The sequence below is a fragment of the Arthrobacter koreensis genome (assembly GCF_035792275.1).
Classification (GTDB): Bacteria; Actinomycetota; Actinomycetes; order Actinomycetales; family Micrococcaceae; genus Arthrobacter_B; species Arthrobacter_B koreensis_A.
In genome coordinates this window covers 36,654-60,691 of sequence record NZ_JAMWKK010000004.1, presented here as the reverse complement: position 1 = coordinate 60,691, position 24,038 = coordinate 36,654, and the positions used below count along the sequence as shown (strand labels likewise).

The 24,038-nt window shown below is 66.4% G+C and carries 21 protein-coding genes; 12 read left to right on the top strand and 9 right to left on the bottom strand.

The window, feature by feature from the left end; translation table 11 throughout:
* Positions 1-31 precede the first annotated feature (31 nt).
* Positions 32-2,467, top strand: coding sequence for a helicase-associated domain-containing protein (locus NGB94_RS05210; protein ID WP_325789537.1), 2,436 nt, complete (start codon positions 32-34; stop codon positions 2,465-2,467).
* A complete protein-coding gene (locus tag NGB94_RS05205; protein ID WP_325789536.1) occupies positions 2,460-4,106 on the top strand; it encodes a DNA repair helicase XPB in 1,647 nt (548 codons plus the stop codon). Before NGB94_RS05210 ends, NGB94_RS05205 begins: the two co-directional genes overlap by 8 nt.
* A gap of 1,043 nt (positions 4,107-5,149) precedes the next feature.
* On the opposite strand, the gene NGB94_RS05200 is transcribed toward NGB94_RS05205, so the two are convergent.
* Entirely contained in the window at positions 5,150-5,476 is a 327-nt protein-coding gene (locus tag NGB94_RS05200) for a hypothetical protein (RefSeq protein WP_325789534.1), read from the bottom strand.
* Between the two features lie 137 nt (positions 5,477-5,613).
* Between NGB94_RS05200 and NGB94_RS05195 the strand changes: the two genes are divergently transcribed.
* From NGB94_RS05195 to NGB94_RS05180, 4 genes are all read left to right on the top strand, one after another.
* On the top strand, positions 5,614-6,453 hold the full coding sequence (locus tag NGB94_RS05195; protein WP_325789532.1) for a helix-turn-helix transcriptional regulator: 840 nt from the start codon (positions 5,614-5,616) through the stop codon (positions 6,451-6,453).
* Between the two features lie 583 nt (positions 6,454-7,036).
* On the top strand, positions 7,037-7,747 hold the full coding sequence (locus NGB94_RS05190; protein WP_091607814.1) for a response regulator transcription factor: 711 nt from the start codon (positions 7,037-7,039) through the stop codon (positions 7,745-7,747).
* A 3-nt stretch (positions 7,748-7,750) separates the two neighbouring features.
* Positions 7,751-9,229 (top strand): HAMP domain-containing sensor histidine kinase, encoded by a 1,479-nt coding sequence (locus tag NGB94_RS05185; RefSeq protein WP_325789531.1) that lies wholly within the window; start codon positions 7,751-7,753, stop codon positions 9,227-9,229.
* Between the two features lie 219 nt (positions 9,230-9,448).
* The gene (locus NGB94_RS05180; RefSeq protein WP_325789530.1) at positions 9,449-9,739 is read left to right on the top strand and encodes a WXG100 family type VII secretion target; all 291 of its coding nucleotides are present in this window, start codon (positions 9,449-9,451) and stop codon (positions 9,737-9,739) included.
* A gap of 103 nt (positions 9,740-9,842) precedes the next feature.
* Here NGB94_RS05180 and groL read toward each other — a convergent pair whose 3' ends face one another.
* A complete protein-coding gene (gene groL / locus NGB94_RS05175; protein ID WP_325789528.1) occupies positions 9,843-11,480 on the bottom strand; it encodes a chaperonin GroEL in 1,638 nt (545 codons plus the stop codon).
* Positions 11,481-11,870: 390 nt separating this feature from the next.
* Between groL and NGB94_RS05170 the strand changes: the two genes are divergently transcribed.
* Positions 11,871-12,461: a TM2 domain-containing protein gene (locus NGB94_RS05170; protein ID WP_325789527.1), complete on the top strand. Its 591-nt coding sequence runs from the start codon at positions 11,871-11,873 to the stop codon at positions 12,459-12,461.
* A gap of 96 nt (positions 12,462-12,557) precedes the next feature.
* Here the strand turns inward: NGB94_RS05170 and NGB94_RS05165 are convergent, their stop codons facing one another.
* From NGB94_RS05165 to NGB94_RS05155, 3 genes are all read right to left on the bottom strand, one after another.
* On the bottom strand, positions 12,558-12,761 hold the full coding sequence (locus NGB94_RS05165) for a cold-shock protein (protein ID WP_066301805.1): 204 nt from the start codon (positions 12,759-12,761) through the stop codon (positions 12,558-12,560).
* 172 nt (positions 12,762-12,933) lie between these two features.
* The gene (locus tag NGB94_RS05160; protein WP_325789526.1) at positions 12,934-13,536 is read right to left on the bottom strand and encodes a LytR C-terminal domain-containing protein; all 603 of its coding nucleotides are present in this window, start codon (positions 13,534-13,536) and stop codon (positions 12,934-12,936) included.
* A gap of 36 nt (positions 13,537-13,572) precedes the next feature.
* Positions 13,573-13,881, bottom strand: coding sequence for a DUF3263 domain-containing protein (locus NGB94_RS05155; protein ID WP_325789525.1), 309 nt, complete (start codon positions 13,879-13,881; stop codon positions 13,573-13,575).
* 167 nt (positions 13,882-14,048) lie between these two features.
* On the opposite strand from NGB94_RS05155, the gene NGB94_RS05150 reads away from it, so the two are divergent.
* The gene (locus NGB94_RS05150; protein WP_418910610.1) at positions 14,049-14,837 is read left to right on the top strand and encodes a uracil-DNA glycosylase; all 789 of its coding nucleotides are present in this window, start codon (positions 14,049-14,051) and stop codon (positions 14,835-14,837) included.
* 32 nt (positions 14,838-14,869) lie between these two features.
* A complete protein-coding gene (locus NGB94_RS05145; RefSeq protein WP_325789524.1) occupies positions 14,870-15,715 on the top strand; it encodes a siderophore-interacting protein in 846 nt (281 codons plus the stop codon).
* A gap of 7 nt (positions 15,716-15,722) precedes the next feature.
* On the opposite strand, the gene NGB94_RS05140 is transcribed toward NGB94_RS05145, so the two are convergent.
* The gene (locus NGB94_RS05140) at positions 15,723-17,297 is read right to left on the bottom strand and encodes a threonine/serine exporter family protein (protein ID WP_325789760.1); all 1,575 of its coding nucleotides are present in this window, start codon (positions 17,295-17,297) and stop codon (positions 15,723-15,725) included.
* 280 nt (positions 17,298-17,577) lie between these two features.
* Positions 17,578-18,654 (bottom strand): lipid II:glycine glycyltransferase FemX, encoded by a 1,077-nt coding sequence (locus NGB94_RS05135; RefSeq protein ID WP_325789523.1) that lies wholly within the window; start codon positions 18,652-18,654, stop codon positions 17,578-17,580.
* Positions 18,655-18,879: 225 nt separating this feature from the next.
* Between NGB94_RS05135 and NGB94_RS05130 the strand changes: the two genes are divergently transcribed.
* Positions 18,880-19,932 carry an LLM class flavin-dependent oxidoreductase gene (locus tag NGB94_RS05130; RefSeq protein ID WP_325789522.1) on the top strand — a complete coding sequence of 351 codons (1,053 nt, stop codon included), beginning with the start codon at positions 18,880-18,882 and terminating at the stop codon, positions 19,930-19,932.
* Here NGB94_RS05130 and NGB94_RS05125 read toward each other — a convergent pair.
* A complete protein-coding gene (locus NGB94_RS05125; RefSeq protein ID WP_325789520.1) occupies positions 19,929-21,494 on the bottom strand; it encodes an MFS transporter in 1,566 nt (521 codons plus the stop codon). The genes NGB94_RS05130 and NGB94_RS05125 overlap by 4 nt on opposite strands.
* 172 nt (positions 21,495-21,666) lie before the next feature.
* On the opposite strand from NGB94_RS05125, the gene NGB94_RS05120 reads away from it, so the two are divergent.
* Entirely contained in the window at positions 21,667-21,867 is a 201-nt protein-coding gene (locus NGB94_RS05120; protein ID WP_325789759.1) for an antibiotic biosynthesis monooxygenase family protein, read from the top strand.
* 138 nt (positions 21,868-22,005) lie between these two features.
* Here NGB94_RS05120 and NGB94_RS05115 read toward each other — a convergent pair whose 3' ends face one another.
* A complete protein-coding gene (locus NGB94_RS05115) occupies positions 22,006-22,920 on the bottom strand; it encodes a CHAD domain-containing protein (RefSeq protein WP_325789518.1) in 915 nt (304 codons plus the stop codon).
* A 140-nt stretch (positions 22,921-23,060) separates the two neighbouring features.
* Between NGB94_RS05115 and NGB94_RS05110 the strand changes: the two genes are divergently transcribed.
* Positions 23,061-24,038, top strand: a complete 978-nt coding sequence (locus tag NGB94_RS05110) for an aldo/keto reductase (protein ID WP_325789758.1) — start codon at positions 23,061-23,063, stop codon at positions 24,036-24,038.

Genomic DNA, 24,038 nt, shown 5'->3' with positions numbered 1-24,038 from the left:
TTTCGGTCCCACTCGGGTAACGTATTGGACGATGTCCGCGATCCGAGCATTGGCCGAAGACCTTGCAGCGCGCAGTGACGAACAACTGCGTGAGCTCCTACTCGCCCGGCCGGACCTGGCGCTTCCTCCGGTTCCGGATTTCCAGGCACTGGCTGCCCGTGCGTCTACGCGCATCAGCGTACAGCGGGCCCTTGAAAAACTCACGGCCCCGCAGCTGCAGGTGCTGGAGGCGCTCGACCTGACCACCAATGAAGACTCCCACCTGAGCACTACGGCGTCCTGGCTGAAGTCATCCATTTCCGGGTCCACCATCAAGGCACTGGATGCCATCCTGGGGTACCTCCACAGCCTCGCCCTGCTGCGGCGGGCAACTCCCCACCCCGGTGCCCCAAAGGCCGACGCCGGACGCAGGTTCTACCTTCCGGTCTCAGTCCTGGGCGAAGCGCTGGGCGCGTACCCCGCCGGACTCGGCCGGCCTTACTCAACGCTGGCTGCCCAGCAGCCGGAGTTCGGACAGCGGCTGGTGGGAATCGTCGAAGGGCTGCGCCAGCGCGGGCTGCCCATCGAGAAGGCGGACACTCCGGCCACGGCAGCTCATTCGCTGCACCACCTGGTCTCGGATCCGGCAGGCTGGGAGGCTCTCCTGGCCGATGCGCCGCCGCAGACCCACGACCTCCTCCGCCGGTTCAAGTACTCCCCGGTGGGAACGATTCCGCGCAAAGCCGCCATCAGCCGGGCGGTGCTGGACAACCCCTCCCCCACGCCCGTGGAATGGCTGGTAGCCCACGGCCTGCTGGTGCCGCTGGACGCGCTGCACGTTGAGCTGCCGCGTCCCGTGGGGCAGGCTTCCCGCGGACATGTGATCGTCTCGGACTTCCAGCTGGATCCGGTTCCGCCGGTACCGCGCCCGGTGCCGCACGCCCTGCGGGACAACGCCGCCTTCGGGGCCGTCGCGGAGACGCTGCGCCTGGTGACGGAACTGCTGGCCGTCGCAGCCGACGCCCCGATCGGAACCCTGCGCTCCGGCGGTGTTGGTGTGCGCGAGGTCCGCCGGATGTCCGAAGCGCTGCGGCTGGACGGGCTGGCCACCGCATGGCTGCTCGAACTCGCGGCTCTTTCGGGACTCCTGGTGCTGGATGCTGCGACGTCCCGCTGGGGTACGGCGGAAAGCGAATGGCACACGATGGACCGGGAGCTGCAGTGGCAGCACCTTGTCCGGGCCTGGCTCGAAGCTGAGCGCGCGCCGTCGCTGGTTGGCGGTCCGCTGCCGGGCGGGGGCTCCGTCAATGCCCTGGCCGCGGAACTTTCGCGGCCCGATGCACCACTGGTGCGTCGCCGCATGCTTGAGATGTTCTCTTCCCTGTCCGCGGCCGAAAGCCTGGAAGAAGGGCACTCGGGCGCCTACGACGCCGAAGACCTGATCAGCGCCCTGACCTGGTACCAGCCGCGGCTTCAGCGACGCTTCGCCCGGCTGGTACCCGGCATCCTGAAGGAAGCTGCCCAGCTGGGGCTGGTCGGATCCGGCGCCCTGACGGAGCTTGGCCGCGCGGTGGCCGCAGGGGACCTGGACGGGGCCGCAAACCGGCTCCGCGAGGCCCTGCCTGAGCCGCTGAGTTCCTTCCTGCTGCAGGCAGACCTCACTGCCGTGGCACCGGGATACCTTGATCCCAAGGTTGCCCGGCAGCTGGCGCTGGTAGCCGACGCCGAAGGGCAGGGGCCGGCCACGATCTACCGTTTCTCTGCAAATTCGGTCCGCCGGGCCCTCGACGCCGACCTTGATGCCGCTTCCATCCTTGAGTTTCTTTCGCACTACTCCGCCACCGAAGTTCCGCAGCCGCTGCGTTACCTGGTGGAAGACACCGCGGCACGGCACGGTCGCCTGCGCATCGGAGCAGCGTGGTCCTATCTGCGCAGCGACGATGAGCCCGGGCTGAACGCTCTGATGGCCGATCCGCGGGCGGCTGTCCTGGGCCTGACCCGGCTCGCGCCTACCGTGATCGCCTCGGCTGCAACACCGCAGGAACTGGCGCAGGCCATCCGCAGCCTGGGTTATGCCCCGGTCATGGAGGGGCGCGCACGCGAAGCGTCCGGTTCCCATGCCCGCCCTCCTGTTCCGGCGCCGTCGTCATCCTCCACCCGCGTGAACCAGTGGGAGCTGACGGAGGATGACCTCGATGCCCAGCTTGCTGCGCTGCGCGGCCGGGGGCCCGCCGTGGCTGCCAAACCCGACGAATCGGTCCCCTTGGTAGGCCTGGAAACCCTGCGGAAGGCCATCCGCACCAAGAGCTCAGTGCGTATGGGAGTAGTGGACAGCCAGGGGAATGAACGCCAGGAGATCTTCGTTCCCCTATCCGTAGGTGACGGCCGGGTACGGGTCTTCGATCCGCGCCGGGACGTTGAGCGCGTAGTGTCGATACATCGGATAATGGATGTGGAAATAGTGGAGGGCAGCCCAGCACATGGTTGACGGACCTTTGATCGTCCAGAGCGACAAGACCATCCTGCTGGAAGTGGACCATCCCTCGGCCGTCGAGGCCAGGCACGCCATTGCAGCGTTCGCTGAGCTTGAGCGCGCTCCCGAACACATCCACAGCTACCGTCTCACCCCGCTGGGACTGTGGAATGCACGCGCCGCCGGTCTGGACGCCGAGCAGGTGCTGAACACACTTCTCACCTACTCCCGTTTCCCGGTACCGCACACCCTTCTGGTGGACATCGAGGAAACCATGTCCCGCTACGGGCGGCTGCGGCTGGAGAAGGACCCGCAGCACGGCCTGGTGCTGCGCACCAATGACTACCCGGTCCTCGAGGAAGTGCTGCACGCCAAGAAGATCCAGCCGCTGCTGGGCCCACGGATCGACGGCGAAACCGTGGTGGTCCAGTCCGCGATGCGCGGCCAGCTCAAGCAGCTCCTGCTGAAGCTGGGCTGGCCCGCGGAAGACCTGGCCGGGTACGTTGACGGCACCCCGCACCCCATCCTGCTGGACGAGGACGGCTGGGCGCTGCGTCCCTACCAGAAGCTGGCAACGGAAAACTTCTGGGCCGGCGGCTCCGGAGTTGTGGTGCTGCCCTGCGGCGCCGGGAAGACCCTAGTGGGTGCTGCGGCCATGGCCACCAGCTCCACCACCACGCTGATCCTGGTCACCAACACGGTTTCGGCACGGCAGTGGAAGGACGAACTGCTGCGACGCACCTCGCTGACCGAAGATGAAATCGGGGAGTACTCCGGTGCGGTCAAGGAAGTCCGCCCGGTCACCATCGCCACCTACCAGGTGCTCACCCTCAAGCGCGGAGGGCTGTATCCGCACCTGGAACTGCTGGATGCCAACGACTGGGGCCTGATCATTTACGACGAGGTCCATCTGCTCCCGGCACCGATCTTCCGCATGACCGCTGACCTGCAGGCCCGCCGCCGGCTGGGACTCACCGCCACGCTGGTCCGCGAAGACGGCCGCGAAGGCGAAGTGTTCTCGCTGATCGGCCCCAAACGCTACGACGCGCCCTGGAAGGACATCGAGGCGCAGGGCTACATTGCCCCGGCAGAGTGCATCGAAGTCCGGGTTGACCTGCCGCGGGACGAACGGGTTGCTTATGCCATGGCGGAGGACGGCGACAAGTACCGGCTGTGTTCCACTTCGGAGACCAAGTCCAAGGTGGTTCAGGACCTGGTCCGCAGGCACGAGGGCGACCAGATCCTGGTGATCGGACAGTACATCGACCAGCTCGATGAGCTCGCTGAGCGGCTGGATGCCCCGGTCATCAAGGGCGGAACGCCGGTCAAGGAACGCCAGCGGCTCTTCAATGACTTCCGCGAAGGGAAGCTGAAGACCCTGGTTGTTTCCAAGGTAGCCAACTTCTCCATCGACCTGCCCGAAGCATCGGTGGCCATTCAGGTATCCGGTTCCTTCGGTTCCCGCCAGGAAGAGGCCCAGCGGCTGGGCCGCCTGTTGCGTCCAAAGTCGGACGGCCGGGCCGCCCACTTCTACACCGTCGTCGCGCGGGACACCCTTGACCAGGACTTCGCAGCCAAGCGGCAGCGTTTCCTGGCCGAACAGGGCTACGCCTACTCCATCCAGGACGCTGCGGACATCGAAAAGTCCGCCTAGCTTCTTTCAATTCCCGCTTTTCAGGGCACAGTACGGGTTATCCCCATGGGCAGTTCTCCCCATAGCCCCCTTTTCATTCCTGCGTTAGGCTCTTGGCGTCGCACACGCTTCGACACAGGGAACGTATTTGGTTTTGCCGGCAGGAGGAAATGCCGGTGGTCGGGACCCTCGTGGGAGCAGTGGGAGGGCGGATCGGCGGAGCCGTTGGAGAAGGCGTCGGGAACTTCGCCAGGAATGCTTGGGAGACGGACATAGAGGAAGCTGTGGCAGGTGGCTTTAAGGAAGCGTGGGAAAACCTGAAGCTATGGTGACGGCCGGGACTATCCTTTTTATTGCAGTGGCTGTGGGTGGAATCGCTTATCTGCTCATTTCCGGTATAGCGGCATATAAGGGCACCTGGCGTACCTGGGATGCCCGGAAGAGTATTTATCAGTTCGGCAATCAGAACTACCTCGGGTTCTTCAGGCCATATTTGCAGCCGGTCATCATTGTGGCGACCCTGTTGAGCTTGGTGACCATCCTTGGCGCTGAGTGGGTCACGGACCTGGTGCTGCTGCTCACCATATGCTGGCGGCCGCGGTACCCGAGGTCCTGCCCAGCGGGGCAAACCGCCGGTCAGGTGCCGGACTTCTTCCGCCTGCTCATCCAGGCCGGTTCCTGCCAGCGCCTCGGCGATCTGCCGGACGCCCGACGGCGGCGCCGCCGTCGTTCCCCTGCTGCGCGGCGCCCTGCTGTCCCGTGCACGGAAAACGCGCGGCGCGCGCCTTGCCGCCCTGGAAGAAGCGTGTGCACGGTATTTCCTGGCGGAGGGGCAGGCATTGGAAGCCCTCCGCCACGCGACGGGTGCGGACAGCCTGGACCTTGCTACCGACGTCATTCGCAACTGAGCCCTGGAGCTGTTCACGTTCCACGGAGCGGAGACCAGAAAACTCCTTGAAGGAGTATCACTGCTCAGGCTGGCACGGCAGCCTGCCCCTGCCCTGGCCCTTGCCGTCCTCTACAACTCGTCGGCGTTTCGCCGTGTACGGGGCGCCGAACTGGCGTCACTGGCGCTTTCCGGCGCCCGTACCCTCATCCGGTCCATGCCCGAAGCCGAGCGGCTGCTGCTGATTCTCATTGAGGCAGTCGTGCTGCGGGGAAGCGGCCAGGCTGACAGGTCCGCGGCCCGCGCGAGGTCGGGGCTGCTTGCCTACGCAGAGATGCCCTTGGCTGAACGCGGAAGGATTGGACCGCTCGAGTCCGTCGCCGTGGCCCACCTGGGTATCTCCCTCTGGTGCGCCGAGGCCCATGCGGAAGCAGAGACGGCCTTCACGCAGGCCGCTTCGCTCGCCGCGGCCCAGGACCAGCCGGATTACGAGGGCTATTACCACTCCCTCACTGCCTGTCTCCTGGCCGAAAAGGGGGACCTTCCGGGAGCTGCCGGTTTCCTGCGGCGGTGCAGGAAACTGGGCTGGGGGGACGGCAGCCTGCACCACTACGCTGAGACCCCCTCCGCCTGGCTGAGGCCATGGCTGCCCTCGAAGCAGGGGACCCGGCATCAGCCAAGTCCGCCCTGGCGGGGATCCTCGACCAGGCAGATGCCATGGAACTGTGGCCCCGGACCAGGTACCTGGACGCAGTGTCGGATCTTGCTGCGGGCAACCCGGCGCCCGCCTTGGCCCGGCTGGAAGAGGTCCTGTCCCGCCAGCCGGAGCTGCCGCCTGTCAGCGGGCCGGAACGGGCACGGCTGGGCCGGGCGCAGTCCCTGCTCCTGCTTGCTGCCGGGCTGCCGGGCAGGGCCCTTGCGGTGGCGGGAAGCCTGCCGAAGCCCCAGCGTGAACTGGTGACGGCACGCGTCCACCTCGCGGGCGGGCAGGCGGGCAAGGCCCTCAGCGCCGTCGCCCGGGTGGGCACCGGCGGCTCCTACCGGCAGCAGGCCGAGGTGACCGGGCTGTCGGTTGCTGCCCGTCTCCAGCTGGAACCCGGATCCACTCCCGCGGTGAAACTCGAGCTGGCCCGGCTGTCGAACCTGTACCTAAACCACGGCCTTAGGCTCTCTACTGCGCTCCTTCCCGCTGCAGACCTCGACCGTGTCCGCAGCGCCGCGGCGGAAGCCGGTCTGGACGTGGGTCTGGGGGCTCTCACGCAAGGTGTCATTGGGAGTACTGCGGGCATGCCCGAACTGACTCCGCGTGAGCTGGCGATCCTGGAGTCGCTCGTCCATACCGGTTCACTCGCAGAGATAGCCGCCGTGCATTATGTATCGGTGAACACGGTCAAGTCCCAGCTGCGGGGCCTTTACCGGAAGCTCGGTGTATCCGGCCGGGACGAGGCCCTGAGTGAAGCCATGCGCCGGGGCGTGCTTTAACCGGAATCCAGGCTCCCCGAAGGAAGCCTGGATTCCCGCTGGCTGCGGCTGCCCGGCGTTGGGGCACCGGATCGCCGCTGCATGCCGGAGGCCGGCCGGTTTGGGGCCCGGCAGCTCTCCGGCGGTCCGTGGGTTTAAGCGTCGGTACCGTTCTGGTCCGGCAGCTGCAGACTCCGTTCGTGCCGGTAGAAACTCACCGGCCAGTGTCCGGCAATCACAGCCTGCGCCGGGAGGACCCGCTGCTCTTCCGCGGTGACGGGCGCGGCTTCGTCCCGCAGCGCCGGGTCGCCGGCCGGGGGCCTGCGGTCTACCGGCAGCCTCGCAGGTCCGGCCGCCGTGTGACGGGGAGACCGCTGCCTGGGCCCGGGTGTTGTTCCAAGCATCCTTGTTCCCCTTTCGCCGGTTCAGCTGCATTTCACTTACCTTCAATGCTCCCCGGTGCCCGGACCTGTCTCTGCCCGGGACGCGGCCGTTCATCCCGAACTTCACCCTCTCGCTGCCGCATCCGGTTCCCGCTATTCATACAGCAGACACTGAGTTAGCATTCAGGGAACGGTCAGCCAAATGCTAGAAACTAGGACACGTGACTAAATCTGCTCCTGAGGCCAGGCTCCTTGTTGTCGATGACGAACCCAACATTCGCGAGCTTCTTTCAACGTCGCTGCGCTTTGCCGGCTTCGACGTCGTTGCTGCCGGCAACGGCCGCGAGGCCCTGGCTGCCGTGGATGAACACAGTCCGGACCTGGCCGTCCTGGACGTAATGCTCCCGGACATGGACGGATTCACACTGACCCGCCGGCTCCGCGCCGCGGGACGCCATTTCCCGGTGGTGTTCCTCACCGCGAGGGATGATACCGAAGACAAGGTCACCGGACTGACCGTCGGCGGGGACGACTATGTGACCAAACCCTTCAGCCTCGACGAGGTTGTCGCCCGGATCCGCGCCGTGCTCCGCCGGACCCAGCCCCTGGATGACGACGACGCCGTCATCCGGGTCGAAGACCTGGAGCTCGACGACGATGCCCACGAGGTCCGGCGCGGCGGGGTCACTATCGAGCTCTCCCCCACCGAGTTCAAGCTGCTTCGCTACCTCATGCTGAATCCGAACCGTGTACTGTCCAAGGCACAGATCCTGGACCATGTGTGGGAGTACGACTTCAACGGCGATGCGTCGATCGTGGAATCCTATATCTCCTACCTGCGCCGCAAGATCGACAGCAGCCCTGATGCACCGGCCCTGATCCAGACCAAGCGCGGAGTGGGTTACCTGCTGCGCACGACGGAGAAGCGCTAAGCCTTGCTCCGCCGCTGGAAGTCCGCCTCGCTGCGTTCGCAGCTGGTGGTCATCATGGCCGTGCTGATGGTCGTCACGGTGACCATCACGGGCCTTGCCACCATCTATGTGCTGCGCCAGATCCTGATCAGCCGTCTTGATACGGACATCCAGGACAATGCGGGCGCCATATCCCGCTACCTGGTGTCAGGCAGCCCCTCCACCGATGCCTCGCTTTTCCGGTTCTATGGCCTGTACCTCAACGAGGACGGGACCCACGGACCCGAGACCCATTCCGAGCCAACCTTCGACACCCCGGTCATTGACGATCTGACCGCGGCAGACGTCGATGCCAAAGGCGGCCGCGGTTTCGATGTGCCCGGCACGGCGCCGGGCAGCAAGGGCTGGCGTGTGATGGTTTTCCACATCGCCAACTTCCCCGGCTCCATTGCCGTCGCCGTGCCGCTGGACTCCGTGGCTGAAACGGTGGATGAAGCGGCCTCTCTGGTCTTTTCGGTCGGTCTGCTGGGCACCCTCGGCGCCACCGGTATTGCCTACTGGGCCGTGACCCGCCAGTTCAGGCCCCTGAGCCAGGTTGAGAAGACGGCAGCTGCCATCGCCGCCGGCGATCTCTCCCGGCGCGTTGAGGTGGGCAATCCCGCCACTGAAATAGGCCGGCTCTCCAGATCCCTGAACGCCATGCTGGCACACATCGAAACGGCCTTCGCTGCCCGGACCGCTTCGGAGCAGAAGATGCGGCGTTTTGTGCAGGACGCCTCCCACGAGCTGCGGACTCCGCTGGTAACCATCCGGGGGTTCTCGGAACTGTACCGGCAGGGGGCCCTGCAGAAGCCTGAAGACGTCAGTGCCGCCATGGGCCGCATCGAGAGTGAAGCTAAGCGCATGGGCCAGCTGGTGGAAGACCTGCTGACGCTGGCACGCGTTGATGAACAGCGGCCGCTGGAGTACGGCCCCGTGGACCTGATGATCCTGGGCAACGACGCCGCACTGGACGCCCGCGCAAGCGCACCGGACCGGGAGATCCGGGTCATCGGCCTGGACGGCAGTTCCCCGCGCAGCGCTCCCACCATGGGTGATGAAGCAAGGCTGCGGCAGGTGGTTGCCAACCTGATGACAAATGCCCTGCGGTATACCCCTGCCGGCAGCCCGATCGAGGTTGCAGTGGGGGTGGCTCCGGTGATCCACGACCGTATGGATGCCGTCCTGGAAGTCCGCGACCACGGTCCGGGCATCTCGGAGGAGGACGCGGCCCGGGTCTTCGAGCGTTTCTACCGGGCGGATTCCTCGAGGTACCGGGAAACCGGAGGAACAGGTCTGGGACTGGCGATCGTCGCGGCCCTGGTGGCCCAGCACGACGGCACCGTCCGGCTGACCGAAACCGAAGGCGGCGGCGCAACCATGTCCATCCGGCTTCCGTATATTTCCCCCGACGGTGCCCGGGACCACGAGTCCAGCGAGGACGAGGGGTCCGCGAAGGACTAGGCCGGCACGGTTCCCCGCACGCGTCCGGGCGCCGTTTCCTGCGCCCTGCCTTTTCTATGCCGTGCCGCATGCCCTCCTGCACAGCCTGGCAGGTCCGCGCGCTGCGGCCGGATCTGCACACACCGCGGATGTGCTGCAGGGGCAGCCTGACCGGCCCTCGCCTACCGTTTTTCCCCTCAGGACAGCACAGGGCCGTCCTGCGGAACCGGGAGGGTACCCATGGCAGGTTTTTTCGTGGACAGCGATGTCCTGGCGGCCAAGAGCGCAGAAGTCCGCGGCACAATCGAGCGTCTTCAGGCGGACGTCAACACCATGCAGGCGGGGCTGGCGGCACTGGGCGAGTCCTGGCAGGGACAGGCCTCAGCGAACTTCCAGCTGCTCATCACGGACTGGAGAGCTACCCAGGCCCGGGTGGAGGAGTCACTGGCCAGCATTAACCAGGCCCTTGCGTATGCCTCGGCCCAGTATGCGGATACGGAGGCGGCCAACACGGCACTCTTTATGCGCTAGTCTCCCCGCGGGCGCTGCCGGATACGGCAGGAGCGCGGCACCCGAGGGTACCGCGCTCCTGGCTGATGGCGCTTAGCCGGACGAACCGGCCGGGAATGAGGGCTTAGAAGCCGCCCATTCCGCCCATGCCGCCCATGTCGTCTCCGCCGCCCATTGCAGGTGCAGCCTTTTCGGGCTTGTCGGCAACGACTGCTTCGGTGGTGAGGAACAGGCCGGCAATGGAAGCCGCGTTCTGCAGCGCGGAACGGGTTACCTTGACCGGGTCGTTGACGCCGGCAGCCAGCAGGTCTTCGTACTCGCCGGTGGCGGCGTTCAGGCCGAAGCCTTCGGCCAGGCCACGGACCTTGTCAGCAACAACACCGGGCTCGAGGCCGGCGTTGAAGGCGATCTGCTTCAGCGGAGCGTCGATCGCAACCTTGACGATGTTGGCGCCGGTTGCTTCGTCGCCTTCCAGGACCAGGTTGGCGAAAGCCTTCTGGCCGGCCTGGATCAGGGCGACGCCGCCGCCGGCAACGATGCCTTCTTCGACGGCTGCCTTGGCGTTGCGCACGGCATCTTCGATGCGGTGCTTGCGTTCCTTGAGCTCGACTTCAGTTGCGGCGCCGGCCTTGATGACTGCAACGCCGCCGGCCAGCTTGGCCAGGCGTTCCTGCAGCTTCTCGCGGTCGTAGTCGGAATCCGAGTTCTCGATTTCGGCGCGGATCTGGTTGACGCGGCCGGCGATCTCTTCGGGGTCGCCTGCACCTTCGACGATGGTGGTCTCGTCCTTGGTGACAACAACCTTGCGTGCCTTGCCGAGCAGGTCCAGCGTGGCGTTCTCAAGCTTGAGGCCAACTTCTTCAGCGATGACCTGGCCACCGGTAAGGATGGCAATGTCAGCCAGCTGGGCCTTGCGGCGGTCGCCGAAGCCCGGAGCCTTGACGGCTACGGACTTGAAGGTGCCGCGGATCTTGTTGACGACCAGGGTGGCCAGGGCTTCGCCCTCAACGTCTTCGGCAATGATCAGCAGCGGCTTGCCGGACTGCATGACCTTCTCGAGGACTGCAACCAGGTCCTTCACGGAGGAGATCTTGGAGTTCACGATCAGGATGTACGGATCTTCGAGAACCGTTTCCTGGCGCTCTGCGTCGGTGACGAAGTAGCCGGAGATGTAGCCCTTGTCGAAGCGCATACCCTCGGTCAGCTCAAGCTCGAGGCCAAAGGTGTTGGATTCCTCGACGGTGATGACGCCTTCCTTGCCCACCTTGTCCAGGGCTTCGGCGATCAGGTCACCGATCTGCTTGTCACCGGCGGAAATGGAAGCCGTGGCAGCGATCTGTTCCTTGGTCTCGATTTCCTTGGCGGAAGCGAGGAGTTCAGCCGTAACGGCTTCAACGGCCTTTTCGATGCCGCGCTTGAGGCCAAGCGGGTCGGCTCCGGCTGCGACGTTGCGCAGGCCTTCCTTGACGAGTGCCTGCGCCAGGACGGTTGCCGTGGTGGTGCCGTCGCCTGCGACGTCATCAGTCTTCTTGGCAACTTCCTTGACCAGCTCAGCGCCGATCTTCTCGTAAGGGTCGTCCAGCTCGATCTCCTTGGCGATGGAAACACCATCGTTGGTGATCGTGGGAGCGCCCCACTTCTTTTCGAGTACGACGTTGCGGCCACGCGGGCCGAGGGTGACCTTGACGGCGTCGGCGAGGGTGTTCAGGCCCCGCTCGAGGCCGCGGCGTGCCTCTTCGTCAAATGCAATGATCTTGGCCATAACGGCTATCGTCCTTCCGGAACAGTCATGCTTGGATGTTGCATTCCTGGCTGGAGTGCCCGCGACGGACGGGACAGAATGCGCGATCTCTTTACGAGCATCCCGGTCCCTCACCCCAGTGGCTTGCTGGTTCACTCAACGCCGCTGACTTAGCAGTCAGTCCGCAAGAGTGCTAAGTCAATAATTAGCACTCCCAACCTTCGAGTGCAAGCAGTCACGGCCCCCTGTGACCGGTGCCGTGCTCCGTTTGCCGCCTCCGGGCAAAAAGCCCCGGACTAATCTGCCGCGCTGCGCGCCGGATCGCAGCAGGCCAGCGTAGATTGGTGTCTGCACGGCCCCGGTTATGCCGCGGCCTGGTGCCCATCAATCGACGATGCCTAGGAGCAGGCCATGGAGCCCAACCAGCCCCCGAACCAACCTTCTCCCCCGGACGGAGAGGCTGACCGGCCGCGCACACCGCAGGCCCACGGCGCCAGCGCGGCTCCGCCGCCGTACGGCAGGCCGCCGGGCGAATACTCACCCGGCCAGGCACCGCATCCGGCAGCGTCCCAGGCTGAACAGCAGCCCGGCTACCCGCAGGGCCAGCAGCCCGGCTACCAGGGTGACTACGCGCAGGGCGGCCAGCCCTCCTACCAGCAGGGCCCTCCTCCCGGCAGCTACCAGCCCGGCTACCCGCAGGGATACCAGCAGGGTTACCCGCAGGGATATCAGCAGGGGTACCCCCAGGGCGCACCGGCACCCTATTACGGGTGGGCCGAGCCGAAGTCGCGGCTGGCCGCGGGTCTTCTCGGCATATTCCTTGGCGGACTGGGAATCCACCGGTTCTATCTCGGCTTCACCACGCTGGGAATCGTCCAGCTGCTGGTCACGCTCTTCACTTTCGGCTTTGGCGCCATCTGGGGCTTCGTTGAAGGGATCATGATCCTTGCCGGTGCACAGTCTTTCCGGACAGATGCCCGTGGAGTTCCGCTGCGGGAGTAAACCTGCAGGCCCGGAACATGGACCAGACAAGACAGTGAGCCGGTGCCCGTGGGCACCGGCTCACTTCATTTCTGTTCCGGCGGCCTGTTCTGCTGCCTAGACCGTCCGGACGTCTTCGGCCTGCGGCCCCTTTTGTCCTTCACCAATTTCAAACTCGACCCGCTGGCCTTCTTCCAGTGTCCGGTAGCCGGCGGACTGGATCGCGGACCAGTGGACGAAAACATCAGTTTGGGCTTCGTCAACGGTAATGAAGCCGTAGCCCTTTTCCCCGTTGAACCATTTGACGATCCCCTGCGCCATACTCATTCTCCCCTTTTAGGCTCCGCTGCCGCGATGGTGTCCCACGGCAGCAGCCAGCCCGGAGCTACAGGTGGATTGCCTGCTTACCCCGGATGGCTGGCCCTTACTTTAGCCACCGGCCGCGGCTTCACCCACGGGGCAGGGGGATAGTTATCGAGTCTTAACTAAACGCCTACTGGAACCCGGGTCCGGCAACAACCGTGACGAGAGAGAACTCGGGCGACTCGGTAATGGTCGCGATGCCGAGCAGCGCCGAGAGCTCTTCTGCGTTGGCGCGCTGTGCCTCACCGTTGTAGAAGATGACCGATGTCTGCATGGGCATGCCAGCCCAGTTGCCGACCTGCGCCGTCGTCCATCCGTCTGCACCGATCCGGCCGGAGATTCCCGCCCCCAGCCCGGACACTCCGCTGGCGTTGAGCACGACCACGGGCTGCGTCCGGTCCGCTTCCACGGCCTCCGGCGTCGGCTCCGGGGTGGGGGTGGGCGAGGGCGTGGCTGACGGCGTCGGGGAAGCACTGGGGCTGGCAGAGGGTGATTCTTCCGCGGCCGGGGTGGTCGATTCCGAAACCGCAGGGGTGGCACTGCTGCCTGCACCGATTCCGAGCCGGGGAAGGACGAAGTAGGCGGCCAGGCCCACCAGGAGAGCAAGGACGCCCACCGTGATGATCAGGCCCACTCCGCTGGAGCGCGCCGGAATAAGCCGCTCGCGGTGAACGCCTTGGCGGGTCGAGGTCTCCGGGACCTTGTCGAACTCATCCCTGGGGTATTGGCTCATGGCTGCGTTGTCTGTCCTTGTGTAAGGGGAATTGCCCTAGGCGTCGGTGCCCATGCGGCGGGCTGTACGCGCGCGCTGGCGTGTAGTACGCAGTCTACGCAGCCGCTTTACCAGCATGGGATCGTGCGCGAGGGCTTCCTCGGTGTCGATCAGGGCGTTGAGGACCTGGTAATAGCTTGTGGCTGACATGCCAAAGAGATCGCGGATCGCTTGTTCCTTGGCTCCGGAGTACTTCCACCAGGAGCGCTCAAGGGCGAGCATCTGCTGGTCGCGCTCACTCAGGGGACTCTGGGGATCGACCGCGCCGTCGAGTGAAAACGCCTCGGCTTCGGCTGATCCTGCCAATCTTCTGTCCCCGTTTCCCGGTGCGCCCGGACACGAACGCACGCAGGCACGGTCCAGGCAAAGAGTCTGCTTCCTTAGGCAATCGTAAACCGGAATAACACGGTTGTCATTCAGGCACCCTGCCCCGCCGGCTGGGTTCCTGCGCCGCCGTCGGTGAGACTTGAAGGGTGAACAGCAGCCACGACCCCGCCCTTTTCGACCTCGACGGTGCCGGCACCGGCCGCCCGCAGGCGCAGGGACCGGTCCCCTTTGTCTCCGGGAGCTCCCTGGCCGAGATCATGGCCCGCGACTGGGCCGGTGCGCTGGCTCCAGAAACGGAGCGGATCCACCGCATCGGCGATGAACTCCAGCGCAGGATCAGCAGCGGAGAGCAGGTCCTGCCGGCGCCGGACAAGATCCTCCGGGCATTTGCCTTCCCCATGGAACAGGTGAAGGTGCTGATCATCGGCCAGGATCCGTACCCCACCCCCGGCCACGCGGTCGGGCTGAGTTTCTCCGTCAGCCCCTCGGTGCGGCCGCTGCCGCGTTCACTGGTGAACATCTACAAGGAACTGCACGCAGACCTGGGCATTGAGCCGGCAGCGCACGGGGACCTCAGCGCCTGGGCAGACCAGGGCGTGCTGCTGCTCAACCGCGCACTGACGGTAACCGCCGGCCAGGCCAACTCCCACCGCGGCCTCGGCTGGGAGCCCGTTACCGAACTCGCCGTCCGCGCGCTGGCGGGGCGGCGGCGTCCTGACGGTTCACCGGTGCCCCTGGCCGCGATCCTCTGGGGGCGGCAGGCACAGTCGCTGGCACCCCTGCTCGGCGAGATTCCGCTGATCGAGTCGGCGCACCCCAGTCCGCTCTCCGCGAGCCGCGGCTTCTTCGGTTCCCGGCCGTTTAGCCGCGCGAACACCCTGCTGGAGGAGCAGGGTGCGACGCCGGTTGACTGGCGGCTGCCCGGGGTACGGTAGAACAACGACCGCGTTCGAGGAGAAACACCGCAATGCCTGATGCCCCCGCAACCCGCATGCCGGCACCTGCCCGGCGCGCCCGGCCTACGCACACCATGACCGTGCTCCGGCGCGAACAGCTCTCACCCCATATGGTGCGTATTGTTGCCGGCGGACCGGGGTTCGACACTTTCACTCCGAGCGCGAGCACGGATGCGTACTGCAAGATCTGGTTCGGCCGTGACGGCAGGCCCCTGGACGGTTCGATTCCGCTGGAAGAGCTGCGGGAGCAGACAGCGCGTGAGGACTGGCCGGTCTCACGGACCTACACGGTCCGCTGGGTGGACATGGCACGCCGCGAACTTGCCATGGACTTCGTGGTCCACGGTGACGAAGGCCTCGCCGGCCCGTGGGCGAACTCGGCCCAGCCCGGGGACGTGCTTACATTCGGCGGTCCGGGCGGCGGTTTTGCCCCCGATCCCGCCGCAGACTGGTACCTGTTTGCTGCTGACGAGTCCGCGCTTCCAGCTACTGCGGCCGCTCTCGAGGCCCTCGGGAAGGACGCCGTTGGCCACGCCTTCATCGAAGTGGAAGGCCCGGAGGACGTCCTGCCGCTGGCGGCGCCCAAGGGACTCGTGGTGACCTGGCTGTACCGCGGGGCAGGCGAGCCGGCCGGGCGGCTGCTGGTCGCGGCCCTCGATGCGCTCCCCTGGCACGAGGGCGAGGTGCAGGTCTTTGCCCACGGTGAGCGCGAGGCGATGAAGGCCCTCCGGGATATATTCTTCTCCCGGCATAAGCTCGAACGCGGCGCCGTCTCCCTGTCCGGATACTGGGCTGAGGGACGAACCGAGGATACTTTCCAGGCCGAGAAGCGCACTCCGGCCGGGAAAATCCTCTAGCGCCGGTTCAGCGGCGCCGGTTACGGCGGTCGTTGCCGTTCAGGTTCCGAGTCAGCGGCCTGGCGAGGTTGTCGCCGAAGACAACGCCCCCGGCGATGGCGAGAATGACGGTCAGGGCATTGAACAGGCCGATCACCCCGGCGGATATGTCATCCAGTCCGATGCTCAGCCCGTACATGGAGCGGAAGATGCTCAGCCCGGGGAAGAGGAACAGAATCGCGGGGACGGCGATCACCAGCTGGGGCGCACCCATCCGCAGCGCCACGATCCGCGACGCCATGCCAATGACGATCGCCGCGATCGCCGGCGTAAGCCTGGGCCCGATTCCGGCGGTTTCCGCGGCCACGGACACCAGGAATCCGCCCACCCCGATCAGTACCGTGGGCAGTACCAGGTTCGCGGGCGACTGTTCCGTGATGCTGATCGTGGCCAGCGCAACGGCGAGCAGCAGCAGGGTGACCGCGAAGGGATACTGCGAGGACGCAACTTCAGTGACTTCAAGCCTGGGCATCCCCACCAGCGCACCTGCTACCAGCGCGACGGCGATGCCCGCCACGATCGCGCCGAAGGTCAGGAACGCGGAGAGGAAGCGTCCGGCCGCGGTGACCGGGAAGCCGTTGATCGCATCCTGTACCGCGGAGACCAGCCGGCCAGTGGGCAGCATTAGCAGGATGCCGCCGGCGACCACGATTCCCGGGGCTATGTCCAGGTTGGCTGCATCCGTGGCGTCCAGCCACCAGAACAGCATGGCCAGCGCGGTGACGAGGAAGCCGCTGGCAGCGGTGGTGAAGAAGTCCGGAACACGCCACCGGCCCAGCACCCGCTGGACCAGACTGACCAGGATGGTGCTGGCGAACCCGACCGCTGAGCCCAGCGGACTGCCGCCGATGAAAGCGACGATGGCGGCCGCGAAGAGGCCGGCCGAGAAGGTTACGGCCCAGCGCGGGAACGGCTTGGGCTGGTGCACGATTGCGTTGAGCTGCTGCGATGCCTCGGCACGGGAGACGTTCCCGTCAACGATGTCCGTTACCAGCCGGTGCACCAGGGCAAGTCCGGCGTAGTTGTTGGTCCAGGAGCGCACCACCCGCATCACGGTGATGGGCGTCTGGTCCTTCGGTGAGTAATTGAGCAGGACGGACTGGTTGGTGATGTCCACTTCGATGTTCTCCAGCCCGTACGCAGCAGTAACGGCGATCATTGCCGTTTCCACTTCCAGCGCACCTGCCCCGTAGCGGAACATGGTTTCGGCCATGCCCAGTGCCAGGTCAAGGGTCTTGCGGGCGCTGGCGTCCGGGCCGCCGGAGCGGACCCGGGGGTTGGCGTAGGGGCTGCCTGCCAGCCGCTCGACGATCGACATCGCCTGGGTGGGAGGGGTCTCGCCCTGCACCAGACGCTTGAGTACGCGCCGCGCGGCAGCAGAAGATGAGTCCGCCCGCTGTGCAGAAGGACTGTGCTGGCGCGGCGAGGTCTTCCGGGCACGCGGTTTGCCCGTCCGCGGTGTAGTCCCTGCCGGACGGCCGGCCTTGGGATCGGCGCCGGCAGCCTTGCGGGCGGCCCCGGACTTCGAGGCGCCCTTGGGCATCCGCGGCACGCTGGACGTGGCCGGAGGAGGCTTCGGCTTGGTGCTCCGCAGCCCGCCCGGCCCGGGAACCGCCGGAAGGGCAGCCGAAGGAGTCTTGACGCCTGATGCCTCCGGAACCGGGGCAGCGCCGCTTCGCCGGCCGCTTTCCTCCTCCGGGCGCCCCGGCACCTTGATGATGGGAATCAGCCCCGCCACCGGCTCGGGCGTGGGCGCAGGCCTGCGGCGGTCGTCGTCGTTGTCCACGGTGTCCACCCCTGCTTTCCCTCCTGGTGAATGCGGTTTAGTAGAACGGCTGGTGGTGGCGCCGCCAGTAGATCTGGCGCGTCACGCGTTCACCGATGGTGTTCCAGATCCGGTAGCGGAGCGGATCCAGCACCAGGTCCCAGCAGCCGGTGAAGTCGGTAACGGTCTTGGAGAAGCTGGTCTTGAACAGGCCCAGCCCGTGGTGCGGGTGTTCCTTGTTCTTCAGTTCGCTGCTGGGCGGAGTGCCGCAGAAATCGTATTCCTCGATCCCGAAGTCTTCCTTGAGCTCGGTCAGCGCGGTCCACTGCACCAGGTGGGAGTCACCGTACTGGCTGCGGCGCGGTTTGGACCCGCCGTCCTTGTAGGTTCCCTTCCTGCCGTACGCGATGACGAAGGCACCCACGTTGGGTTCACCGTTCTCATCGAATGCGAAGTAGAAGCGCCCCTGGCCTGCGGCCACGAAGTTGGACCAGAACCGCTGGTAATACTCGTAGGAGCGCATCCGGGCATCGGAGCGGTCCTCAATGTGGCTCATGAGCTTGTACATGGTCCGCATGTTCTCTTCGGTGGGTTCCACCCGGCGCACGTCGGCGCCTTCGCGGATGGCCCGGCGGACGGCGTTGCGGGCACGGGAGGAGATGTTCTTGAGGATCTGCTCGGTGTCCGGGGTGGTGTCCAGCAGCGCGGTGGAGTCGTTGGGCTGCAGGTTGAACGTCTTGACGAATCCCGAGGAAGCGAACAGCTCCCGGACCTCGTCGCCATCCACGATGTCCGGCTCAACCTTCAGCGCGAAGACGCGGCGGCCGGTTTCCTTGATGAACCGGCCCAGTGCCCGGGCCATGGCTGGGACGTCCTCCGGGGCAGCGGCGTCGGGCCCCTTGATCAGGTACCAGAGGCTGCCCAGCAGCGGGACTTTCTTCTCGATCGCCAGGTTGTAGGAGGTGTACTCCGGGCAGCTGAAGACCACGTAGATCGGATTCCAGCCGTGGTGTGACTTGACCTCAGCGTAGGCAGCGGACTGCAGTACGTTGCCGCCGTTGGGGTTGGACTGGACGAGCTTGTCCCAGTCCGCAACCTCTTCAGCGGTGGCCAGGCGTGCACTAAAGTCTCGCAAAATTCCTCAACTAGTCCTCGTTGGTGGATCATTCTTCCGCCCCCGCACGGAGCACCGGCTCCGGGCCGTTTCCAAGTCTATCCGCCGGGTGCCCGCACCCCGTACGGCCTCCGCCCGGCGTGCCGGGTGGCGCCAGCCACGCGGTGCGGGAATAGCCCGCGTCCCGCCGCGGTTGTGCGCAACAATAGATGCATACGCATATGTACGACGACGAAGGCGGCTTGAGTGGCACAGCACATTGAACTGGGACTGGACACGTTCGGAGACGTGACGCAGAACGGGGACGGAGCGAAGCTGACCATGCCCGAGGTCATCCGCAACGTGGTGGCCGAGGCAGTGCAGGCAGATTCCGTGGGCCTGGACTTCATCGGCATCGGCGAACACCACCGCGATGACTTCGCGGTGTCCTCACCGGAGACCGTGCTGGCGGCCATTGCCGGCCAGACCAGCCGCATCCGCCTCGGTTCCGCCGTGACGGTTCTCTCTTCCGACGATCCGATCCGTGTCTACGAGCGGTTCTCCACCCTGGACGCGGTTTCAAGCGGCCGGGCAGAGGTCATTCTGGGACGCGGCTCCTTTACCGAATCCTTCCCGCTGTTCGGTTTCGACCTGTCCGACTACGAAGTGCTCTTCGAGGAAAAGCTGGACCTCTTCACCAAGCTGCTGCGCGAAGAGCCCGTGACATGGGAGGGCAGCTTCCGGCCGCCGCTGCGCGGCGTGCAGGTCTACCCGCCCACACAGGACGGGCAGATCCCCGCCTGGATCGCCGTCGGCGGCACTCCCCAGTCCGTGGTGCGCGCCGCGCATTACGGCCTGCCCCTGATGCTCGCCATTATCGGCGGCGAACCCGCACGGTTCACCCCGTTCGTTTCGCTCTACAAGCGCGCGCTCAAAGAATTCGGCAAGCCGGCCCTGCCCATCGGTGCGCACTCCCCCGGCTATGTTGCCGCCACGGATGCGCAGGCCCTGGACGAAGCCTGGCCGCATTACGCGCAGATGCAGAACCGCATTGGCCGCGAGCGCGGCTGGCCGCCGGTGACCCGAGCCGAGTACGAGGCCGGCGCCGGCCCCGACGGTGCCCTGTTCATCGGCTCCCCCGAGACGGTTGCGGACAAGATCATCCGGACCGCCCGGACGCTGGATCTGTCCCGGTTCGACCTGAAGTACAGCCTGGGCAGGCTGCCCCACGAAAACCTGATGAAGTGCATTGAGCTCTACGGCACCCAGGTGGCTCCGGCCGTCCGGGCCGCCCTTGCCGCAGACGGGGAGCAGGACTAGGCATCGGCCGGGAGGAACCAGCGCGTTTTCGGTTCCTCCTGCGCCAGCCCGGCGGCGCGGTCGATATTCTGCCGGTCGGCCCCGGTGAGGCGCTGATGCTCCTGGCGCATGTACTCCCGCCAGGTGGGAACGTCATAAACCTCCCGGAACTGGCTCGAGTCCGTGACAGAGTGCACCAGCTCCCAGGTGGTCGCCCCGGTCCGCAGCCGGGAAAGCCGCACTTCGCGCATGGCGCCAACGAACTCCGAAGCCTTCTCCGGGTCAAGCTCGTACGCCACCAGGATGGTCACGGGCCCGGCCCCCGGATCCGGCTCGGACTCAACTTCCAGGCCCAGGTCCGGTTCGGGAACGCTGCGGTCCAGCTGCCCGGTGCCCGGCAGCAGCGGCAGCGGCAGCACGCTGGCGGCAACCAGCAGGAGCACGACGGCGGCGCCGGCCAGCACTGGTGCGTAGCCGAAGGCTGTGGCCAGCGAGCCCCACAGCACCGATCCGAGCGCCTGCGTTCCGGTGAGCACCATCAGGTACACGGCAAGCCCCCGGGCCCTCACCCATTCGGGCAGCGTGAGCTGCATGGCGCTGTTCAGCGTGGAAAGCGTGTTGATCCAGGCCATTCCGGCCAGGACCAGCAGGATTCCCAGCGGAAGGGGCGGCAGGTAGCCCGCCGAGAATGTTGCCGCACCGAAAACGGCGGCGGAAACTCCCAGCAGCACGGTGTCCGGGAAGACCCTGCGGGTCCGCACGAGGAGTGCCACCCCAAGGATGGCTCCGGCGCCCAGCGCCCCGAGCAGCAGGCCGTAGCCGGAGGACCCCAGGCCCAGATGCCCGTTCACGGCCACGGGGAGCAGCGCATAGAGGGCGCTGGCTGGAACCAGGAACAGGACGCAGCGCAGCAGGATTCGCCGGATCCGGGGGGCCGCCCGGATGTAACGTATTCCGGCCGCCAGCGCCTCGCCGACGTGTTCGCGGTCCTCAGGACTCTGCGGAGCACTGCGCCAGAAAAAGACGGCCAGCGCCGTTCCGGCGAAGGACAGTGCGTTGAGCCCGAAGACGAAGGCCGGTCCGGCAACCGAGACCAGCACGCCGCCCAGGGCCGGACCCACGGCCCGGGCGGCGTTGACTGCCACGGACCCGAGCGCTGACGCTGACCTGATCTGTTCGCGCAGCACCAGCGATGGAGTCACTGCCTGCCAGGCGGGAGAGCTGAGAGCAACGCCGCAGCCGATCAGGAATGTGTAGAGCAGCAGTGAATCCGGACCCAGCAGGCCCAGCCCGGCAACCGCGGTGAGCAGGCAGCCGGCGCCGGCTGCGAACAGGTTGCTGCCCAGGATCAGCCGCCTCCGGTTGAAGGCGTCGGCAAGGACTCCGGCCACCAGCCCCAGCAGCAGCGCCGGGGCCATTGATGCGGACTGCACCAGCGAGACCAGCACAGGGCTGGCCCCGGTCTCCACGAGGTACCACTGTGCCCCGACGGTCTGCATCCAGCTGCCGAGGTTGGATCCCAGCTGCGCCAGCCACAGGATCAGGAACCACCTGTTGCGGAGCGGCGCCCAGGGAGATTCCATCGGATTCCTCCGTCGGTGGCGGCGCTCATCATCCGGGGAACGGGCCTGCAAGCGCCTCACTGGCAGGGTAGGTCCGGGGCCCCGCAGAGTCCAGACCATGGGCCCACCAGGAGTATGCTGACACCGTGTCACCAAAACTGGCCCGTGCCGAAGAGCCGGGCCCGGAAAGGAAATCCCCCATGTACGTGGTAGTCACACCCTGGAAATCACGCCTGAAACGGCCGAAGCCTTCGAAAAGGCCTTCATTGACAGCATGGCCCATCTTGAAGGCGTTCCGGGGCTGGGCCGCAGCACGCTGATGCGGCCCGAAGGTGCATCCAACACCTACCTCTCCACCATGGAGTTCGACTCCAGGGAGAGCTTCATGGCCTGACTTAAGTCTGATTCCTTCAAGGCTTCCCACTCCGATGACCAGGCTCCCGGCATGCAGGCACCCAATGCCGTGGCTGCCTACACCGTCATCAAGGACACCGCCGCCGTTCCTGCGGACTAGCCAGGTGCGCCGGGGTGCCTACCAGCCGTGTGCCCCGGCGAAACCCTTCCACAGACGGCGGAAGCTCTTCTCCGCGGCCCGGGTGCGCTGTTCCTCAACGGCGTGCAGCCGTCCGTAGGTGAACCCGCTGCCGCCGCGTCCGGGGTGCGCACCCAGGCCGGCCAGCAGCTCCCGGGTGACCACGCTGTCCTGGTGTTCCCCAAGTGCCTTTTGGACCCCTTCTGCAGCCTCCACCATGGCTGTGGCTTTGGCCCCTCCCACCGGAACCCAGGCTTCTGCGGCATAGCGCAGCCGCTTGGCGTCTTTCCGTGCCTCGTGGAAGATCTCCGCCCGCTGCGCGTCGTCGTGCTCCTGCTTGGCTTCGCCCACGCGTTTCCGCAGCCGGCGCAGGTCGCGCCGAATCAGCCGCCTGCCCACCTTTCGGGCGGATTTTCCCGCCGGGCCGGTGAGCTGCGGGTCCGCGACAAGCGCCCCCAGGTCCTGGACCAGTGCCGCATACCGTTCGGCGTCCAGCTCACGGTGAATCGCAGCAAGCGCGTCGTCGTAGCGGCCCAGCAGTTCCGCATCGATCCGGGTGGATACCGGCCCCCTCACCAGTTCCCGTGGCTGGGCGGCCACCAGCTCCTGGAGGCGGTGGCGCATCACCTGCGCATCGCGGGCTGCCCCAAGCAGCTGGGACAGCCACTTAAGCTCATTCCGGATCCCCCCGGCAGGTTCCCCGGGCAGCATCCCGCGGTAGCTGGAAAGCACGGAACGGAGGCGGCGGGTGCTGACCCGCATTTTGTGGACGCCGTCTGTCTCTCCGGCACGCAGCCGCAGTTCCTGTCGCAGCATCTCCGCATACTGCTCCGAAAGGTAGGCCAGCAGGGCCTCTCCCGCAGTGCTGCCGGCTCCGGCCGGGAGCACAGCGGGGAGGTCGGTCGCGGTAGCCATGGCTCAGTATAGGTCGGTGCCCCCTGCGCCGGGCAGACCCCCTGTACCCGGAGACGGCCACCGCCTAGCATCGGCTGTACCGGCCCGGTGCCGGACCACCCGCCGCCCGAGCCCAGCTGGAGGCCAGGCCCATGAACTCGATGCGCTACGTAAAGCTTGGCCGTTCCGGAGCCACCGTTTCGGCAATCGGCCTGGGCTGCCTGGGTTTTGGCGACCCCGCCCGCGGCACCCATTCCTGGACGCTGCGGGAGGAAGAGTCCAAGGCCTGCATCCGCCGGGCCCTTGAGCTGGGCATCAACCTCTTTGACACTGCCAACGTGTACTCCGCGGGTGACAGCGAACGGATCCTGGGAGTTGCCCTGCGCGAGTATGCCCGCCGGGAGGAAGTCGTGATCGCCACCAAGGTGCACGGGGAGGCGGCCCCGGGCCCGAACGGCTGGGGACTGTCCCGCAAGCACATCCTCTGGCAGGTGGAGGATTCACTGCGCCGGCTGGGCACGGACTACATCGACCTGTACCAGATCCACCGCTGGGACAGTTCCACCCCGCTGGAGGAAACCCTCTCCACCCTGGACCAGCTGGTGCGGGACGGGAAGGTCCGGTATCTGGGCGCATCAACCACGTATGCCTGGCAGTTCGCCAAAGCCCTGGACCTTCAGCGGCAGAACGGCTGGACGCCTTTCGTCACCATGCAGGACCACTACAACCTGATTTACCGGGAAGAGGAACGGGAGATGTACCCGCTCTGCCTTGAAGAAGGCGTCGGCGTGCTGGCTTACTCCCCGCTGGCACGCGGCCGCCTGGCCAGGCCATGGAACGGGGAAAGCCGCCGCCGCGGAAATGACTCGCTTGCCGACTCCATGTACGGCGCCCATGAGGAAACCGACCGCCGGATCTCCGACGCGCTGGGAACCGTAGCCGAGGCGCACGGCGTGTCCCGGGCCCGGGTCGCCCTCGCCTGGGTACTGGGCCACCCGGTAGTCACCGCCCCGCTGATCGGCATCACGTCAGCTGCGCAGCTGGATGATGACGCCGCGGCCCTGGACCTGGAGCTCAGCTCCGAGGACCAGGCGCTGCTCTCGGAGCATTACGTGCCGCACGGCGTCGTCGGTTTCTGA